The organism is Streptomyces fildesensis, from assembly GCF_016107395.1.
Taxonomy (GTDB): domain Bacteria; phylum Actinomycetota; class Actinomycetes; order Streptomycetales; family Streptomycetaceae; genus Actinacidiphila; species Actinacidiphila fildesensis.
The window spans coordinates 269,809-285,234 of sequence record NZ_JAAIKO010000006.1 but is presented as its reverse complement, the minus strand read 5'-3'; the positions used below and the strand labels follow the sequence as shown (position 1 = coordinate 285,234).

The following is a 15,426-nucleotide window of genomic DNA, read 5'->3' as shown; positions in this document are numbered from 1 at the left end:
AGGGCATGGGCGTGCGCAGGGCGTTGCGGAGCGGCATGGTGGTCGTACGTGTGCGTGGGGGGCACGCCGTGGGGGTCGGGGGACGTGCGTTACGTGTCGATGCCGATGAAGGACTGGATCGCGGTGGCCGCGGCGCCGCGCGCCCACTCCTCGAAGGGCAGTGGACGGGTCATGACGTCGCACTGGGCGGCGGTACCGAAGGCGGACGCGGTGAAGGCGACACGGATGTGCTCGGCGAACAGGTCGTACGCCGCCAGTCCCTCGCCGGAGATGATCACTCGTTCCGGTCCGAGAACGTTGACGACGGCCCCGATGGCCCGGCCGATCGCCTCCCCGGCCCGCGCGTACACCTCTCGCGCGCCGGGGTCGCCCTGGTGCGCGAGCTCCAGGGCCCGGGCGGAGTCGGTGACCGGCAGTCCGGTCACCTCACGGACCCGGCGGATGATGGCGGCGTCACCGGCGATCGCCTCCACACACCCGGTGTTTCCGCAGTGGCACAGCGGCCCGAGCGGGTCGATGGACAGATGGCCGATCTCACCGGCGACGCCGTGCGCGCCGGAGACCACCCGTCCGTGCACCACGAGTCCGCAGCCGATGCCCGCACCGACGGTCACCAGCGCGAAGTCGGACACGCCGGCCCCGGCCCCGAACCACTGCTCGGCGACGGTGAGCGCGCGGACGTCGTTGTCGACGGTGACCGGCAGGCCGGTCACCGTGCCGGCCAGTTCCGCGAGCGGCACGTCGCGCCAGTCGAGGAACGGTGAGTAGCGCACCACTCCTGCCACCCGGTCCACATCGCCGGACACCGCCAGCCCCAGCCCGCTGACCTGCACACCGAACCCTTCGGCCTCCGTGAGCAGCTCCTGGACGAGTGCGCCGATGGAGGCGAGCACGGCGCCCGGGTCGCGGGCGGTGAGCTGGACGTGCCGGGCCACCCGGATGCGGCAGCACAGATCGGTGAGCACCGCGATGATCTCGTCGCCGGTCACCTTGACGCCGATGAACAGCGCCCGGCCGCCGTCGACGCGTACGGGATTGGCGGGCCGTCCCAGCGACGCCCGCGCCTCCTCGTCCACGCCTTCGACGAGATAGCCGGCCGCCATCAGCGGCCGTACCGCCTTGGTGACCGCCGCCGGTGACAGCGCGGTCCGCCGGCCGATCTCGATCCGGGTGAGCGGACCGTGGGACAGCACGGTGGTGAAGACCAGGGAGGCGGCCGGCGTCGCTGCCGGAACCACGTCGGTACGAGGCGACGAGTGCATGGCCGAAACGTAAGGGGGTTCTTTTCCGCTGTCAATGAAAGAAGTAAGCTCCTTTCAAGATGTCGCCCCAGTGGGATCTTGACCTCCAAATGCAGGTGCCGTCATGGGTATTGACAGGTGATCGCAAGCGGGGTTGGCTGCCGACTGCTCTCGAGGCGCTATCTGAACGTAAGGATCCATGCCTGTGATCTCCTTCGCCCCCGACACCGGGGTCTGGCTGCTCCGCACCCCGCGCACCTCGTACGCGCTGCGCGTCGACGGGACGGGAGCGCCCTGCCACCTCGCGTGGGGACCGCGGCTGACCCTCGCGGAGGCCGAGGAGCTCGCCACTCCCCCGCCCCCGCCTGCCAGCAGCTTCGAGGGACCGCCACCCGTCGGTGAGGAACTGCCCGTCGACGGCGGAGCGCGGTTCGGGGTCCCGTCGCTGCAGGTGCGCTTCGCCGACGGGACCCGCGCCTTCGAATGGCTCGCGACGGGCCACCACGTGCACGAACCGGCGCCCGGGGCCGCCGAACTGGTCCTGGAGTTCCGCGACCGCCACTACCCCCTGGAGATCGCGCTCCACTACCGCGTCCACGACGACAGCGATGTGATCGAACGCTGGACGGTGCTGCGCAACACCGGCGACGACACCGTCACGCTGCCCCGTGCCGACTCCGCCGCGTGGACCGTTCCGGCCCGGGAGGACCACCGGCTCAGCCATGTCACCGGCCAGTGGTCGGCCGAGACCCAACTGCACCGCGACCGCGTGCCGTTCGGCGAGACGACGCTCACCAGCCGCCGGGGCATCACCAGCCATCACACCAACCCCTGGGTGATGCTGGACGCCGGCGACGCGACCGAGGACCACGGCCAGGTGTGGAGTGCGGCCCTCGCCTGGAGCGGCAGCTGGCGCATCACCGTGCAGCGGTCCCCCGACGGCCGGGCGGGGTTCACCGGCGGCGCCGGCCACGACGGGGCGGTCCTGCCGCTCGGCCCCGGCGAGGAGTTCACCACGCCCCGCTTCGCCGGGCTCCACTCGGACGGCGGTTTCGGCGCGACCAGCCGGGCCTGGCACGCGTACACCCTGGCCCACGTACTGCCGCACGCCGACGAGACGCGCCCCGTGCTCTACAACTCGTGGGAAGCCACCGCCTTCGACGTGGACGAGCCCGGCCAGCTCAAGCTGGCCGCCCGCGCGGCGGCGCTGGGTGTGGAGCTGTACGTCATGGACGACGGCTGGTTCGGCGCGCGCCGCAGCGAGCGGGCCGGACTCGGCGACTGGACCCCGTCCCCCGACCGTTTCCCCCAGGGCCTCACCCCGCTGGTCCGTGAGGTGCACCAGCTCGGCATGCGGTTCGGCCTGTGGGTGGAGCCCGAGATGGTCAACCCGGACAGCGACCTCTACCGGGCGCACCCGGACTGGGTGCTGCACTTCCCGCACCGCGCCAGGACCGAGCTGCGCAACCAGCTGGTGCTGAACTTCGCCCGCCGGGACGTCGCGGACTGGGCGTACGGCTGGCTGACCCGGCTGGTCGGCGACAACGGCATCGACTTCCTCAAATGGGACATGAACCGCGCCTTCAGCGAAGCCGGCTGGCCGGATCAGCCGGACGGCGCCGACCGCGTGGGAACGGCGTACGTGCACCACCTCTACGAGATCATCGACCGGCTGCGCGCCGACCACCCCGGCCTGCGGATCGAGACGTGCAGCGGTGGCGGCGGCCGGGTGGACCTGGGCATCCTGTCCCGCACCGACCAGGCCTGGACCTCCGACAACACCGACGCGGCCGACCGGATGCACATCCAGCACGGCTACGGCCAGATCTACCCGGCCCGGACCATGGCCGCCTGGGTGACCGATGTGCCCAACCAGCTCACCGGCCGCACCGTGCCGCTGCGTTTCCGCTTCCATGTCGCGATGGCCGGAGTACTGGGCATCGGAGGCGACCTCACCCGCTGGTCGGACGACGAACTGACCGAAGGCGCGGCCCTGTTGACGCAGTACAAGCGGGTACGTCATCTGGTGCAGCACGGCACCCTGCACCGGCCGCGCGGTCCCGTCGACGAAGGCCCGGCCGCCGTGCAGTACACCGCGGCCGACCGGAGCGAGGCGCTGCTGCTGGTCTGGCGGCGCACTCCGCGGCACGGCGGTCCGCGGCTGCCGCTACGGCTGGCCGGCCTCGACCCCACCGCCCGCTACCGCGACGCCGACAGTGGCTCCGTGCACTCCGCGGCGGTACTGACCGGGTACGGCCTGCTCCCCGACCTGCCGCACGGCGACTGGGCGAGCACGGCGGTGCACCTGGTCCGGGTCCCCTGAGCCGCGAGTGGCCCGGGGCTCACCGGCGTCCGCTCCGCAGTGCTCGGGCGTTCCGCCATGGCCGGGCCTTCCGCAACGGCCAGGCGTTCCGCAGCGGTCAGGCGTTCCGTTCGCCGTTGCGGCCGCTGCCGCCGTCGGCACCGTCCTTCTCGACCCAGTAGTCGCCGTACGCGAGGTTGCGGGACGGGGTGTGCTTCCCGGTGGGCGGGGCCGTCCGGTCGCCGTCCTCGCGGGGCCGGGTGGGGGCGCCGGGCAGCCACTCGTCGCCGACCTCGCCGAGCGGGTGGCCCATGGGCAGGCTGGAGGGGGCCTCTACGGCTCCTTGGCGACGGCTGCGCTCCGACATGACCATCCGCTCCTCACAGCAGGGGCTACCGAGCCGATCATGACCCGGATGCCGCGGTCGCGCCACACCGGCAGGCCAATCGAGGGACGCGGACCACCCGGGCGGCGGACACCGGTGGGCGGACAGCAGCGGGCGGACAGCAGCGGGCGGACATACTGATGGGCCCGGAGGGAGCCCGGGCCCACAGCTGGACCAAGTGTACGGAAGCGCGTCGCTGCTATCAGGGATACGGCGGCCTAGCCCGGGACCAGATCGGCCCACACCCGCTTGCCTCCGGCCCGCGGGACCACACCCCAGCCGCCGGACAGCCGTTGCACCAGGTTCAGACCGTGCCCGCCGGGCAGGTCCGGCCGCGCCGGTCGCACCACGGGCAGGACCGTGGAGGAGTCGTCCACGGCGATCCGCAGCCGCCGCTCGTCCCACATCAGCCGCAGGCCCACGGCGCCGGAGGCGTGCCGCACCGCGTTCGTCACCAGCTCCGACACCAACAGGGCGACCACGTTGTAGTCCGGCCGCCAGTGCGCGGGCCAGCTGAACCCCTCCAGCTGTGCACAGGCCCAGGCCCGCGCCTCCGCGACGCCGCCCTTCGCGACGGAGACCTTCAAGAACCGCTCAACCATCATCGAGAATCACCCTCGTCAGCCTTCCTCCTGGGACCGGCGACCCCACCACCCAGCGCCTCCCGGCCATTTCACGCCTGCCCTGCGCCTGCCCACCCCGGCGCGATCCACCGCCTCCGCACTCCCCCCGCTTGCCCCGGACGCTCCTGTTCCGCTTCGGAACCGGTGGGACGGGAACAGGCGATCGAGCCCGGTGGGGCCGAATACCGCCCCTAAGGTGTGCCCATGACTGCAGCGATCGCGGCCGAAGGGCTGCGCAAGCGGTACGGGGACGTCCAGGCCGTCGACGGCGTCGACCTGGAGGTGAAGTCCGGGGAGTTCTTCGGGGTGCTCGGGCCCAACGGGGCCGGGAAGACCACGACCCTCGAGATCCTGGAGGGGCTGCGCAAGCCGGACGAGGGCAGTGCACGGGTGCTGGGACTGAGCCCCTGGCCGCGCAACTCCGCGCTGCTGCCGCGGATCGGGGTGCAGCTGCAGGCGTCCGCGTTCTTCGAACGGCTGACCGCGCGCGAGCAGATCGTCACGTTCGGCTCGCTGTACGGGGTCGGAGCGGCGCGGGCGGACGCGATGCTGGCCCGGGTCGGACTCGCCGACTCGGCGGGCACCGCGGCCGAGAAGCTGTCCGGCGGCCAGGGGCAGCGCCTGGCCATCGCCTGCGCCCTGGTCCACGACCCGGAGCTGCTGTTCCTCGACGAGCCGACCACGGGTCTCGACCCGCAGGCCCGCCGCAATCTGTGGGATCTGCTGCGGGAGATCAACGCCGAGGGCCGGACCGTCGTGCTGACCACCCACTACCTGGACGAGGCCGAGATCCTGTGCGACCGGGTCGCGGTGATGGACCACGGACGGATCCTGAAGACCGATCCGCCGGCCACCCTGGTCAGGGAGCTGGACGCACCGACCCGGCTGACCGTGGAGTCCGGCCGGCTCACCGCCGACCGGGCACGTGAGCTGCTGGCCGGGTCCGGAACGCGCGCCGACGTCGCCGACGACGGCGTCACCCTGACGATCGCCACCCGCACCCCGGCCCCGGTGCTCGCCCTGCTCGCGGAGCAGGACGCGCTACGCGGCCTGGAGGTGCGCGGGGCCACCTTGGAGGATGTGTTCCTGCAGCTCACCGGACGGGAGTACCGCGCATGACCGCCTTCCGCTCCCTCGCCAGGGCCCAACTGCTGGGCTGGAGCCGCGACCGCGCCGCGGTGTTCTTCACGGTCCTGTTCCCGCTGCTGTTCCTGCTGCTGTTCGGCTCGTTGTTCAAGGGCGCCTCCGCACCCCACATCACGCTGCTGCAGAACGGCCCGGTCGTCCTCTTCGACTCCATGACGCCGGACCAACGCGCGCAGCTGAACGAGGAGGTGACGCTGGTCCGGGACGACGACCAGGCGGACGCCCTCGAGAAGGTCAGGAACGGCGACGACGACGGACTGGTCAGCCAGGGCCCCGACGGCCGGCTGGTGCTCCGCTACTCCGTCGCCGACGCCACCCGCGCCGCGACCGTGCAGGGTGTCGTCAACGGCATCGTCCAGCAGGCCAACCAGGACGCGAGCCACGCTCCGCCCACGTACGTCCTGCAGGCGTCCCAGGTCGAGGATCTGTCGACCAAGCCGATCCAGTACCTCACCCCGGGCCTGCTGGGCTGGGCCATCGCCACCTCCGGCACGTTCACGGCCGCGCTGACCCTGGTGGTGTGGCGCAAGAAGTTCATCCTGCGCCGGCTGCGGCTGGCTCCGGTGCGGCTGCCCGCCGTGGTCGCCGCCCCGGTCGCGGTGACGCTCCTGGTGGCGCTGCTGCAGACGGCCGTGTTCCTCGGGGTGGCGACGTTGCCGTACTACGGGCTGAAACTCACCGGACAGTGGTGGATCGCGCTGCCGCTGGTGCTGTCCGGGTCGCTGGCGTTCATGTCGATCGGCCTGCTCGTCGGATCCTGGGCGAAGACCGAGCAGACGGCCACGGCGGCCGCACAGTTGATCGTGCTGCCGATGGCGTTCCTGTCCGGATCTTTCTTCCCGCTGGACAGCGCTCCCGGCTGGCTCAAGACGATCTCGACGGTGCTGCCGCTGCACCATCTGTCCACGGCCATGCAGAACGTGCTGACCAGGGGCGGCGGCTGGGGCGACGCGCTGCCGACGATCGGCGGGCTGCTGCTCTTCACCGCGGTGCTCACCCTGCTGGCGGTGCGGCTGTTCCGCTGGGACGACGCGTGAGCGGCGCCGAGGTGAGCGCGCCCGGCCTGTTGCTTCGGGACACGAGGGTCAGCGGATGATGCCCGCGGCGGTGGCGGCGGTGATCCAGGAACCGAACTCCTGCGTGAGCCGCTGATAGAGCTCGGCATCGGACAGGGCGCGCGGATCGTCTCCCGCGGGGAAGAACCCCGCGTTGTCGACCACGCGCTTGGCCGGTACCGGCAGGTCGTCGAGCTTGCGGAGGAAGTCGAACTGACGGTCGTCGGGGTTCCCGAAGGCCACGAACTGCCAGAAGATCGGCAACCGGGCGGCGGTGCACAGGACATGCTCGGCGGCGGTCCTGGAACTGGGGCTGCCGTCGGTCTGGAAGATGACGAAGGCCGGATCGGTGGCGCCCGAGTCGGCGTAATGGTCGATGACCGCCTGCATGGCCAGGTGGTAGTTGGTGCGGCCCATGCGGCCGAAGCCCGCGTGCAGGGCGCCGATCCGGCCCTCGTAGTCGGTCAGGCCGAGGTCCGCGACACCGTCGACCTCCGTCGAGAAGAAGACCACCGGCACGACACCGTCGTCGTCGAGGTTCGCGGCCAGGCCGAGCGCCTGCTCGGCGAGATGCTGGACGGTGCCGTTCTTGTAGTAACGGCGCATGCTCCCCGAGCGGTCCAGGACCAGATAGACCGCGGCGCGCTGACCGGCCATCCCGGCCTTCTCCAGCGAGACCCGGGCCGACTTGTACAGATCGACGAGCCGGGGCGCACTGGCCCGCACCTTCACGAGATCGATCGCCGGGCTGGGGGCGGCGGGACGCTTGACGTAGTCGATGGCCATGAGATTCCCCCGTGCGAGCTGCGAAAGCGACCTTGGGAGAACGGTACGTCCAACCCGCCGGGCCCCGGACCCTGTTGGGAGCGTGCGCGGCCCGGCGCCTCAACGGGTCGGAGGTTCAACGCGAGCTCCTGTACGGAGTGCCGCGGCAGATGGCTCCTTCGTGTGACGAACGTCAGCAGAGCTCCTCGGAACGTTCACCCAGAGTGACGTCTCCCATCACCTGAACAGGTGAATCAACCCCGCAAAGGGTGTTCCGACCAATCCGGGCAAACAGACTGCAACGAACACCTATTGGTGATCGAAGCGGCGATCGGCCCCTTGTGCGTGGACGCAGCGCACGGCGGGCGCTGGGCGTTCGCTCTTCGTCACCGGGCTGTCCGCCGACTCCTCCCGGGTCACGTCATACAGGCGGAACGGTCCGGACGCCGTTCCCGCCCGCCGCGGCCGGGGACGGCGTCACACCGCCCTCCCTGAATTCTGGAGCCCTTCATGTCCACCGACACCGCACCTCCCCAGGACCGTGGGGCGGACCGGCTCGGCGCCACCGCCACCCTCCCCGGACAGGCCCAGGCGGCCCACGGAGTCCTGGGAGACCAGGGGACGACCCCACCCGTCCGGGTGGAGGAGCGGGATCTGACCTTCGACGGCTTCCGCTTCACCTGCCGCATCGTGCGCCAGGGCACCCCCCGCACCGAGCCGGTCCTGGTTCTCGGCGGATCGTCCCAGGACCGCAACTCCTGGGTGCGCCACGAGAAGTGGCTGGCCCCGCTGGGCCAGGTGATCACCGTCGACCTCCCCGGCTACGGCACCGCCGATTTCCTGCCCGCCAAGTACGGGGTCGACTTCCTGGCGGCGGCCGTCCGCCACCTCGTCGAGGAGCTCGGCCTGCCCCGCATCAACCTCGTCGCCGCCTGCTACGGCGGGGCCATCGGTCTGCGTTTCGCCCAGCACTACCCCGCACTCGTCAAGCGCCTCCTGCTGGTCGGCATGACCACCCGTATCCCCGCCGGCTACGCCGAGGCGATGGAGCGCTGGTCCGTCATGATCGAACGCGGTGAGACGGAGCCGATCGCGCGCGAACTCGCGGACCGCTTCATGTCCCCTCCGGGCACCGGCCATGTCCGCAAGCACGCCGCCGTCTCCCGGCTGGTCTACCAGCAGATCGTCGGCCAGAGCCCCGAGGAGCTGCGCAAGTCCGCCGAGCACAACACCCGGTTGATGCGCCACGAGTGGTACCGCCCCGAACCGTCGCCCGCCATCCCCAGCCTGGTGGTCACCGGTGAGTACGACACGCTGACCACGCCCGAGATGGGCCGCGAGGTGGCCGCCCAGCTGCCCGCGGCGTGGTTCACCACCATCAAGGAGACCGATCACCTGGCGCCCGTCGAGCGCATCGCGGACTTCGCCGACCTCGTCACCCGGTTCTGCACCGACCTGTCGCTCTCCGATCTGCCGTACGGGAACACCACCGAGCGGCTCGGGACGACCCTCGCCCCACGCTGAACCACGGGTCGTCCCGCACGACGAGGAGCCCGGCCCCCCGTGCGGGCCGGGCTCTCCGCCGGGTTCTTCGCCGGTCGCCGATGGCCGGTCACGTCACCGGCCCTGTCGGCTCTCGGACTCAGCCGGCGATGCCGATCGCCCGGCCGACCGTCTCGGGGCGCTCGAGGACGTCGAGCATGCAATGGGCGACGTCGGCGCGCGATACCGACCAACCGCCTCGTACGTTCTGTTCGTACGCGGTGCGGTAGGTCCCGGTCAGGGCCTTGTCGGTCAGCTTCGGGGGCCGGACCACGGTCCAGTCCAGGGTGCTCCCGCGCAGGATGTCCTCCATCCGCGCGAGGTCGGCGTAGTGGTCCCGCAGTGCGGCCTTCACCAGCGGGCCGAACACATGACGCATGAGGAATCCGTCGCCGGGATCGTGCTTCGGCGGGTTCGGAACGCCGGGCGAGGCCACTGTGCCGATCGGGGCCGCGCTGACGACGACGATGCGCCGGACATCCGTCGCCCGCATCGCCTGCACCATGGCCCGCGTCCCCTGCCAGGCCACGCCCGCCTCGGACTTCGAGCGGGCACCGAGACCGGACAGAACGGCGTCCGCGCCGGAGATCGCGGACTGGAGTGTCTCCGGATCGGCGGAGGCCAGGTCGGCGGTGACGATGCGTATCGGTCCGGATACCTTGGCCGGGTTCCGCACGACCGCGGTGACGTCATGGCCCGCCCCGACGGCCTGGTCGAGGATCTGCCGGCCGATCCCGCCGGTCGCGGCGAAGATGGTGAGTTTCACTGGGTGCTCCCTGTGTCGTGGTCACCATCTGAGAGCGGCCCGGCCACTCGCGATGTGACATCCACGCCAGGGATGTGGCCCACGTCTCGTCCGCGGCCCGGGACGGCCTGCGGGAGAGAGCGGGGTTCCGGGAAGAGACCGGGCCGGCGGGGCGCCGGTCTCTTCCCGCACCCGGGGTGTCAGCCGCGGACGATGTTCTCCGCCTGCGGTCCCTTCTGGCCCTGCGTGACATCGAAGGTCACATGCTCGCCCTCCGCGAGCTCGCGATAGCCGGTGCCCGAGATGTTGGAGTAGTGGGCGAAGACGTCGGCGCCGCCGCCGTCCTGGGCGATGAACCCGAAGCCCTTTTCCGAGTTGAACCACTTCACCGTGCCGCTGGCCATCGTTTTTGCATCCTTCGTCCGTGACAGTGCCGCCCGCAACGGGCGCCGCGGACACCCCGGATCAGGATGTCCGCCACCGTTCTACCCCACCTGCGGCCCGCTTATACGACCGCCTCGGTGCGTGATCACGCCGCAGCCGGCGACCCTCGTCCGACGCGGCGGACCGGTACGGTGACCGAGCGTTTCGTACCTCACCGGAAGGCGTCGGCGTGAGCGCGGGCCCAGTCCTCGAAGGTCCGGGGCGGACGCCCGGTGAGGTCCTCGACCGTGGGGAGAACCGGGGTGTCGTCGAACTCGCCGTCGACGAAGAAGCGGAAGAACGCGTCGACATAGCGCTCCGGAACCCCGTTGCCGAGCATCTCGGCCCGTGCCTCGTCATCGGGCTGCCCCTCGAAGCGCAGCGGCCGGCCCAGCACCTTGGCGAGGATCTCGGCGCGCTCGACGGGGCGCTGCGCGGCGGGGCCGCTGAGGGGGTGACTGTGGCCGTGGTGCTCGTCACGGCCCAGCACGGCCGCGGCGACCGCGGCGATGTCGTGGGGGTCGATCGCGGCGATCGGCACCCCGGCGAACGGCGCGCGCACGATGTCGCCCGCACGGAGCTGGCCCTGCCACTCGAAGGTGTTGGACATGAATCCGCTCGGCCGCAACAGCGTCCAGCCCAGGCCGGATTCGCGCACCGCCACTTCGGAGCCCTGGTGCATCGCGACGACGGCGTTCTCCGGGTTGCCGCCCACGACGGAACGTGAGGACAGCAGCACGACATGCCGCACGCCGGCGGCTCGCGCGCCGGCCAGCACACCGGGCATGTCCGCGAACCCGCCCAGCAGGAACATCGCGTCGACCCCGTTCAGAGCCTCCGTCAGACTCTCCGGCCGGTTGAGGTCTCCCGCGGCCACCTCCGCGCCCGGCGGCGCCTCGAACGCCGACGGGTCGCGCACCAGGGCGCGCACCGCACGCCCCTGCGCGGCGAGTTGGGAGACGAGCTCCCCACCGACGTGGCCGGAGGCCCCGGTGACCAGGATCTTCATGAGGAGCGGCCTTTCCTTGACGGCGATCAGGCAGCCAGTCTCACAGCGGGTGCGGCAGACGGTGAATGGGGGTGCGGGCGAGGCGCTACGAGGATCGCCGGCGCAGCCGCGGGATCCGGTCGAAGACGGTGGCGATCCGAGCGGCCTGGTCGAAGAGCGCCGCCGGACGCGACCGGTCGCCGTCGAGGTGGGTGAGGGTCTCCATGCCGAGGTAGAACGCCACGGCCGCGCTGGCCACCACGGGCACCCGCACCACGGAGGCGAGGGGCTTGCCGCGCAGCAGCGTCGTCAGCAGCTCCTCCGCCAGTTCCTCCCAGCGCCGGGTCTCCAGCGACAGTTGGGCGGCGAGCCGCGACCCCGGTCGCGCTCCGGCGTAGATCTCCTGGACTGCGGCGATGTGCCCGACCGCGGTGTCCTCGTCGTAGAGCATCCGGAGCACCTCGACCGCGCGCCCGGCGCGGTCCACGTCCGACAACTCGGCCCGGTACCGCTTGGCGCGCGCCTCGCAGGTGTGCGCGAGCGTCGCGACCAACAGGTCGTCCAGATCGGTGAAGTGGTAGTAGATGACGCCGGGCGCGAAGCCGCCCGCCTGCGCTATCGCCCGCGCGGTGGTGCCGCCGAAGCCGTGCGCCACGAGGCAGGACAGGGCGGCGTCGAGTACCCGGCCACGGGTGTCAGACAACACGCACCGCCCGGACGCCGTTGGCGGCGAGGTACGTCTCGAGCCGGCGCGCCAGTTCCGGCAGATGGTGGCTCGGCACCTGCGGGTACAGATGGTGTTCGAGGTGGTAGGTCAGCTCCAGGAACATCGCGGGGATGATCCGGCCCCGCAGCGTACGGGTCTGGGTCAGCGGCGTGTCACCGTAGTCGTGGTGCGGCAGATACACCGTCAGCAGTGGGTACACCCAGCTTCCGACGATCATCATCACCGCGTAGGCCAGCACTCCGGGCGTGTACGGCCAGAGCACCACGCCGCCGCCGAGCACCGTGACGGGCACGGCCGCCTCCGCGAGGAGCCAACCGCGGTCCCGGCCGCGCCGGTAGGACCAGAACCACAGGCGGACGAGGAACACCGGTCCGTGCAGCAGCGCACCGAGGAGCGACAGGTCGGCGGGGTGTCCCTCCGGGTCGTCGGGGTGCGGGAAGAGCCGGTGGTGCTGGGTGTGCGTGGCGCGGTACGCGTGCCCACTCTCCAGCAGCACCAGCCCGGTCGCGAACAGCGCCCAGTCGGTGGCCCGCGCCGACAGGCCGATCGTCCGGTGCACGACGTCGTGCGTGACGGTGACGACCGAGACGAAGACGCCGAAGACGATCACCGGTGTGAGCCACCACCAGCGCAGCCACGCCACGACCGCGAAGAGCGACACCCCCGCGAACGGACGGCACAGCGCGATCAGCCGCCGCCGGCGCGAGGTGACCAGCAGGTCCGCACCGAGCTCGGCCAGGCTGGGCTGGTGGACGGCGTCGGGCCGGTCCACCGGGTCGGACTGCTTCACCGGGTCGATCCCTTCTCACGCAGCATGCCCTCGGCGACGATGCGGCTGCCCAGCACGCAGGCGACGGTGCCCAGTCCTGGCCAGGTCGAGTCCCCGACGAGCCAGAGGCCGGGTCCGCCGAGATCGTGCGGGACGGCGTGCTGATTGGTGTTGCGCAGGTGCTGGCGCGGACCGCCGACCGCGCCGGCGGGACGGAACCCGAAGCGCTCGTAGCTGCGGGGCGTGCCGGTCTGGGCGATCACGGCCCGCTCCCCCAACCGCGGGTAGGCCCGCCGCGCACAGGTGACGAGGCGCTCGCCGATCTCCTTCTTGCGCTGCTCGTACGCGGTCGCGTCGAGCCCGGCCCAGTCGGCCAGATCGGTGTGCGTGGAGATCATCACCGCCCGGTGCCCCGGCGGGGCGCTGAGCGGGTCCCCCGGCTCGGAGACGGAGACGAACATGTTGTTCCCGTCGCCCAGCGGCCGGTCGTACGACTGCAGCAGTTGATGGTGGGTCAGCTCCTGGCCGGACACCTCGGAGTCGGGCACCCCGAGGAACACCACGCACGCGCCGCCCGACGCGTCCGCGTCGCGCTCCAGGAACGGCCGCAGCCTGCGGGCGACCGGCAGTGTGGCGCAGATCCTGGCGGTGGTGACGGCGGGTATCGCGCAGACCACGCGCCGGGCCAGGAGAACGCCCTGCCGGGTCGTCACCCGATAGCTCCCCGCCGCGCCGTCGACGCGCGACACCTCGCACCCCGTGCGGAGCCGGCCGCCGAGTCCCCGGTAGTGCGCCACCAGGACCCGCCAGAAACCGTGCATACCGCCGGTGTGCCGGCTGAGTCCGGCGCCCCGGATCGTCACCCCGAGCGCCGCGTTGATCAGCGGCGCGTCGTCGACACCGGTGTGCACGGTGTCCTCGACGAGCATGCCGAGCAGCCCGACCAGCGCCGCGTCGTCCCGCAGGCCGTGGGCGCGCAGCGCGTCCCCGAGGGTCCGGTTCACATGGCGGGCGAGCGGAATCCCGGCGATGCCGATCGCCCGCAGGTCCCGCAGCGCGTCGGCGGGACCGCGGACCGGCAGCCGCACACCCGACCGGCTGGCCCGCCAGAAGGTCCCCGCCAACCGGTCGAGCAGGTCCCAGAAGCGCCGGTGCCGGTCGGTGTCACCGAGCATCCGCAGCCGCTCGGCATGCCAGGCGGCCGGATCGCGGTGCAGTACGACCTCGCGGTCGGGCAGGAAGGCCCGGTAGCCCGGCAGTTCGTGTGCGTCCAGCGGTGCGATACCGACGCTCTCCAGCAGCTCGGAGCCGACCCCGCCGGGCGCGAAGTCGACCAGCGTCGTCGCCCCCACGTCGAACGAGAAGCCCCGCTTGCGGTAGTAGCCGGCACACCCGCCGGCATGACCGTGCGCCTCCAGCACCACCGTGGACACTCCGGCGGCCTGCAGCCGCAACGCCGTCGCCATTCCCGCCATACCGCCGCCGATCACCGCGACGTCGGCCGGCCCGAGTTCGTTCTGAACGTTCGTTCTGAACATGCGTTCAGAATGATGGGCAACACGGTGCGGGTCAATACCCGGGCCCGGAGAACTCCGTCCGGATCAGGGCGATATGGAGACGTGGGCGCCAGGGCGGGGACGGGTGCGCGGCACACGGCCGGTGAATGTCCGCGGGTCCGCCCGGTGGGGTCCCGCGAAAGGCGCGGGCGGGAGATAGGTACACTGGCCACGTATCCGGTGAGCGAGGTCAGAGCGAGTGGTCAGTGCCTCAACCCGCCCTCTGGGAACGGTTGATGGCATTGCGCCGGCGCCTCCTGCGCACACCTCCTGATCCCGACAGGAGACCACGTGGCGTCCCTTCCCCCGAAGCAGTCCTCCGAGCGTCCCGACAGCTCCGAGCCCCGCTTCTCCGACACCTTCGCGCGCCGCCCCACGGTGCCCCGGAGCGGGCTGCTGCCCGGCCGGCGGGTCTGGGCGACCACCGTCGCCGTGGCGGCGGTGGTCGGTATCGCCGCCCTGACGGTGCCGCTGATCAGCCATATCGACCTCACGATGGAGACGGCGGCAGCCGACCGTCCGGTGGTCGCCGCGCCGTCCAAGGGGACCCCGACCACCCCCGCCGCGACCCCGCGGCAGACGTCCTCCGGGACGCAGCCCCAGTCACAGGCAACGGCCCAGCCGCCCGCCGCCCCGAACGGGCCCGGTTCGGTCGCGGCCCCGCCGATCGCCGCTGGGGGGCAGCCGCAGAGCAGGCCGCGGCCCGCTCCGCCGGCTTCGGTGCCGTCCAAGGCGCCCGCGCCGAAGCCCAAGCCCTCCATCGCTCCCGGCTCGGCCGTGGTCGGCACGGGTTCGGGTCGCTGCATCACCGTCCCCGGTGGCACGGGGACCGACGGCCTCGCTCTGCAGATCGGCAGCTGCAACGGGGCCAACAGCCAGCGCTGGGACTTCCAGTCCGACGGCACGGTGCGGTCGATGGGCTACTGCATGGACGTGGCCTGGGGATCCCATGACGACGGGGCCCTCATCCAGCTGGCCCGGTGCAGCGGCAACCCGGCCCAGCGCTTCATCATGAGCGGCGCAGGCGACCTGGTGAACCCGCAGGCCAACAAGTGCGTCGACGTGGCGAACAACGCCACCGCGAGCGGCTCCAAGGTCCAGTTGTGGACCTGCAAGGGCACGCCCAACCAGAAGTGGCGGCTGCGCTGACCCGACAGGG

General features: G+C 71.8%; 15 protein-coding genes. 5 read left to right on the top strand and 10 right to left on the bottom strand.

Annotated features, from left to right (window positions below; all coding sequences use genetic code 11):
* Positions 1–89: 89 nt before the first annotated feature.
* Complete coding sequence (locus C6N31_RS12920; protein WP_138354372.1) at positions 90–1,262, bottom strand: ROK family transcriptional regulator; 1,173 nt, start codon at positions 1,260–1,262, stop codon at positions 90–92.
* A 178-nt stretch (positions 1,263–1,440) separates the two neighbouring features.
* Here C6N31_RS12920 and C6N31_RS12915 point away from each other — a divergent pair, with 178 nt between their 5' ends.
* Complete coding sequence (locus C6N31_RS12915) at positions 1,441–3,564, top strand: alpha-galactosidase (RefSeq protein WP_198357548.1); 2,124 nt, start codon at positions 1,441–1,443, stop codon at positions 3,562–3,564.
* Positions 3,565–3,661: 97 nt separating this feature from the next.
* Here the strand turns inward: C6N31_RS12915 and C6N31_RS12910 are convergent, their stop codons facing one another.
* Together C6N31_RS12910 and C6N31_RS12905 are read right to left on the bottom strand one after the other, a co-directional pair.
* Positions 3,662–3,910, bottom strand: a complete 249-nt coding sequence (locus C6N31_RS12910; protein WP_138354370.1) for a hypothetical protein — start codon at positions 3,908–3,910, stop codon at positions 3,662–3,664.
* 236 nt (positions 3,911–4,146) lie between these two features.
* A complete protein-coding gene (locus C6N31_RS12905) occupies positions 4,147–4,533 on the bottom strand; it encodes an ATP-binding protein (RefSeq protein ID WP_138354369.1) in 387 nt (128 codons plus the stop codon).
* 222 nt (positions 4,534–4,755) lie between these two features.
* On the opposite strand from C6N31_RS12905, the gene C6N31_RS12900 reads away from it, so the two are divergent.
* Together C6N31_RS12900 and C6N31_RS12895 are read left to right on the top strand one after the other, a co-directional pair.
* Entirely contained in the window at positions 4,756–5,670 is a 915-nt protein-coding gene (locus C6N31_RS12900) for an ABC transporter ATP-binding protein (RefSeq protein WP_138354368.1), read from the top strand.
* Entirely contained in the window at positions 5,667–6,734 is a 1,068-nt protein-coding gene (locus C6N31_RS12895; RefSeq protein WP_164293876.1) for an ABC transporter permease, read from the top strand. Before C6N31_RS12900 ends, C6N31_RS12895 begins: the two co-directional genes overlap by 4 nt.
* Positions 6,735–6,782: 48 nt before the next feature.
* On the opposite strand, the gene C6N31_RS12890 is transcribed toward C6N31_RS12895, so the two are convergent.
* A complete protein-coding gene (locus C6N31_RS12890) occupies positions 6,783–7,538 on the bottom strand; it encodes a vWA domain-containing protein (RefSeq protein ID WP_138354366.1) in 756 nt (251 codons plus the stop codon).
* A gap of 489 nt (positions 7,539–8,027) precedes the next feature.
* Between C6N31_RS12890 and C6N31_RS12885 the strand changes: the two genes are divergently transcribed.
* Entirely contained in the window at positions 8,028–9,041 is a 1,014-nt protein-coding gene (locus tag C6N31_RS12885) for an alpha/beta fold hydrolase (RefSeq protein WP_138354365.1), read from the top strand.
* A 118-nt stretch (positions 9,042–9,159) separates the two neighbouring features.
* Here the strand turns inward: C6N31_RS12885 and C6N31_RS12880 are convergent, their stop codons facing one another.
* The 6 genes from C6N31_RS12880 to C6N31_RS12855 all read right to left on the bottom strand — a co-directional run bounded on the left by C6N31_RS12880 (position 9,160) and on the right by C6N31_RS12855 (position 14,249).
* Positions 9,160–9,825 carry an NAD(P)-dependent oxidoreductase gene (locus C6N31_RS12880; protein ID WP_138354364.1) on the bottom strand — a complete coding sequence of 222 codons (666 nt, stop codon included), beginning with the start codon at positions 9,823–9,825 and terminating at the stop codon, positions 9,160–9,162.
* A 179-nt stretch (positions 9,826–10,004) separates the two neighbouring features.
* Complete coding sequence (locus C6N31_RS12875) at positions 10,005–10,208, bottom strand: cold-shock protein (protein ID WP_138354363.1); 204 nt, start codon at positions 10,206–10,208, stop codon at positions 10,005–10,007.
* A gap of 191 nt (positions 10,209–10,399) precedes the next feature.
* Complete coding sequence (locus C6N31_RS12870) at positions 10,400–11,236, bottom strand: NAD(P)H-binding protein (RefSeq protein ID WP_138354362.1); 837 nt, start codon at positions 11,234–11,236, stop codon at positions 10,400–10,402.
* A gap of 85 nt (positions 11,237–11,321) precedes the next feature.
* Positions 11,322–11,918 (bottom strand): TetR/AcrR family transcriptional regulator, encoded by a 597-nt coding sequence (locus tag C6N31_RS12865; RefSeq protein WP_138354361.1) that lies wholly within the window; start codon positions 11,916–11,918, stop codon positions 11,322–11,324.
* Positions 11,911–12,732: a fatty acid desaturase family protein gene (locus C6N31_RS12860; RefSeq protein ID WP_198357547.1), complete on the bottom strand. Its 822-nt coding sequence runs from the start codon at positions 12,730–12,732 to the stop codon at positions 11,911–11,913. Before C6N31_RS12860 ends, C6N31_RS12865 begins: the two co-directional genes overlap by 8 nt.
* Positions 12,729–14,249, bottom strand: coding sequence for a phytoene desaturase family protein (locus C6N31_RS12855; protein WP_138354360.1), 1,521 nt, complete (start codon positions 14,247–14,249; stop codon positions 12,729–12,731). The genes C6N31_RS12860 and C6N31_RS12855 overlap by 4 nt, the downstream gene beginning before the upstream one ends.
* A gap of 309 nt (positions 14,250–14,558) precedes the next feature.
* Here C6N31_RS12855 and C6N31_RS12850 point away from each other — a divergent pair, with 309 nt between their 5' ends.
* Positions 14,559–15,416 (top strand): RICIN domain-containing protein, encoded by an 858-nt coding sequence (locus tag C6N31_RS12850; RefSeq protein ID WP_244809643.1) that lies wholly within the window; start codon positions 14,559–14,561, stop codon positions 15,414–15,416.
* Positions 15,417–15,426: the final 10 nt, after the last annotated feature.